The organism is Burkholderia sp. Ax-1720, from assembly GCF_011753035.1.
Lineage (GTDB): Bacteria > Pseudomonadota > Gammaproteobacteria > Burkholderiales > Burkholderiaceae > Burkholderia > Burkholderia gladioli.
Genome location: NZ_VWWK01000355.1, coordinates 1 through 2,547 on the forward strand (window position 1 = coordinate 1; position 2,547 = coordinate 2,547).

The window sequence follows — 2,547 nt, forward strand, 5'->3', positions numbered from 1 at the left end:
CGCCGCCCGGTGCGTGCGCCGCGGTGGCTGCCCGCAGCCGCCGCGCGGTCTCGCCCTCGACGCGCATCGCCGCCAGTTGCGCCTGCAGCATCGGCAGGCGCGCGGCCACGCGCGCACGGCCGGTCTCGGCCGGCTCCCAGAGCACCGAGTAGACGAATGCGACCGCGGCCACCGAACCGACCACGAACAGCATGGCCCGCTCGCGCGGGGTACGGGCGTCGAGCCAGGTCCTTACGGCTTCGCTTGCCGCGTCGAAGCGAGGGTCCATTTCGCGTTGTCCTCCTGGACGGACAGGCCCTGGGCCTGCAGGCGACGGCGCAGGCCGCCGGTATCGACTTGCGTGCCGGGACGCAGGCTCATGGCCAGCGTGCCCTCGTGATAGTCGAGCGTCGCGATCGCATCGGCCGGCACCGGCGCCAGCGCCCGCGCCAGGGCGGCGGCCAGCACCGTGAAATCGTCCGCGCGCGGCTCGCCGGCCTGGGCGCGCAAGCGCTCGACGCCGGCATGCAGTTGCGCCGGCGGATCGAGCACCGCCGTCGTGCCGGGCAGCGCGGCACGCAGTATCTCGCCCATCTGCGTGCTCAACGCGGTTTCTCGCGCGCGCATCCGGTAGGCATCGAAGTTGACCGTCACCAGGGCAAGCACCAGCCCGGCCGCCGCGAACCCGATCGCGAAGCGCCACGGCCGCCAGCCGGGCGCCGCCGAAGCACCGCCGCGCGCGCTCGCGGCGAATTCGAACTGGCACAGATCGAAGCGGCAGCCGAGCGCGCCGCGCGCCAGCCGCTCCCAGGGCAAGCTGCGCGCGGCGAGCGGGAACGCGCTGCCGGCCACGTGCTCGAAGCCCGGCATGCCGGCCTGCATATCGGCATGCGTGTGGCCGCCGCGCGCCTCGCCCGCCTCATGCGTCGCGGCCAGCGGACCGAGCGGCGTCAGCGCCAGCGCGTGCACCGTCACCGGCTGCCGGCTGGCCAGGCTCGCGATCGAGCCGTCGAGCGCCGAGGCATGGGTCTCGAAACCGAAACCCGTGCCGCCCTGCTTCACCGCGACGTCGAGCCAGCCCGTGCCGCCGCTGTCGCGATCGTCGCCGGCGTGCAGCGCACGCGACACGATCAGCACGTCGGCTGTCGCGAGGACAGGCACCTCGCGCCCGGCGGCGGCTCCGGGGGTCGGCGAGGCGGCTTCGGCCGTCGTGCTCGCGGCGGCCGAAGCCATCGCCACCGGGCCGGCATCGGACAATCCCGGTTCGCGACGCTCGCCCTCGTGCTCGCCCGCCGGCCCCTGCTCGCCGGGCGCCACGCGCGGCGGCTCCGCCGTCTCGCTCGACGGCATGCAATGGATCAGCGGTACCGCGCGCACGCGGCGAAAACCGGCCGCCGCCACCGCATCGAGCAGTGCGCCGAAGCGCTCGCGATCCACCACGGCCAGTTGCCGCGCACCGTCGGCGGCCGGCTCGGGCCCGACGGCCACGTGGCAGTGTTGCGGATCGTCGATCAGGTACTCCTCGACCACGTTCGGCAGGATCCGCCGCAGCTTCATGCCCGTGACGGGCGGCAGGACCGCCTCGACCAGCAGCGTGTCGCGCGCGGCCAGCACCAGCACCGCGAGGCCGGCGGCGGGCCAGGCCTCGGCCTCGGCGATGCCGGTCAGCTCGAGCCGCCCCTGGCGGTCGAAACGCGCGTAGGGCATCGGCACGCCGCGCCAGCTCGCGGCATCGAACGCATCGAGCGGCGGCAACAGGACGATCAGGCTCGACATCGCGGATTTCCGTTGATCATGGACAGGTGTAGCGAACGGCGCGTCATGGCCGCCGCACCATGAAATTGCCGATCCCGGTGGAGATCACCTCCAGCCTCACCGAGTCGGACGACAGCGTGATGGTGATCGGCGCATCGATGCTCTCGTCGCCGATCACCACGCGCGAGACGGGCTTGCCGCCGTCGCTGTAGCGGATCGCCACGCCGGTCACCTCGGCGCCCCAGCGGCGCGGCTTGAACAACTCGTCGCCCATGACGATCCAGGTGCCGTTCTCGGTGCGCTGCATGAAGCGATAACCGCCGCCCACCGGTTGCCAGGCGATCGGCAGGGCACGCACCTGCGCCTCGTCGCCGGCCGATTCGAGCAGGCTGGCGAGGCGCTGCGCATCCTCGGCGAGCTCGCTGCGCCGGTTGCGCGAAGGCGCCAGCGTGACGGCCGCCACCAGCAGCCCCGCGATCAGCAGCACCACCAGCATCTCGATCAGCGTGAAGCCGCGCTGCCGCCGCCGGCCGCCGCGTGTCGATGCCGTCATCATGCATTCACCCTCGTGTCAAAGAATGTCGATACCGCAACCTCACGGGCGCCTTCGGGCGCCGCGCACCGTTCGCCATGAAAGCCGCCGAATTGCTTCGTCTTGCCCGACAACCCGTGACGCTTTCCTCGCTCGCGCCGAGCCTCGCGACGCTGGTCGCGGCCGCCGCGTTCGCCGCGATCGGCCTGTGGTCCGCCAGGGTGCTGCGCAGCCCCGAGCCGCCGGCCGTCGCGGCGCCCGCCCAGGCCGCGCCGCTCGAC

3 protein-coding genes are annotated in these 2,547 nt (G+C 73.3%); all 3 read right to left on the minus strand.

Translation table 11 applies throughout. The features are described from left to right. Positions 1 to 268 (minus strand): type II secretion system protein GspM (gspM, locus tag F3J18_RS36575; RefSeq protein ID WP_166917018.1); only part of this gene is annotated, 268 nt, incomplete at its 3' end. Next, positions 232 to 1,755 (minus strand): type II secretion system protein GspL, encoded by a 1,524-nt coding sequence (gene gspL / locus F3J18_RS36580; RefSeq protein ID WP_166917020.1) that lies wholly within the window; start codon positions 1,753 to 1,755, stop codon positions 232 to 234. The genes gspL and gspM, both read right to left, overlap by 37 nt. A 43-nt stretch (positions 1,756 to 1,798) precedes the next feature. Beyond that, complete coding sequence (locus F3J18_RS36585) at positions 1,799 to 2,290, minus strand: GspH/FimT family pseudopilin (RefSeq protein WP_025102269.1); 492 nt, start codon at positions 2,288 to 2,290, stop codon at positions 1,799 to 1,801. Positions 2,291 to 2,547: the final 257 nt, after the last annotated feature.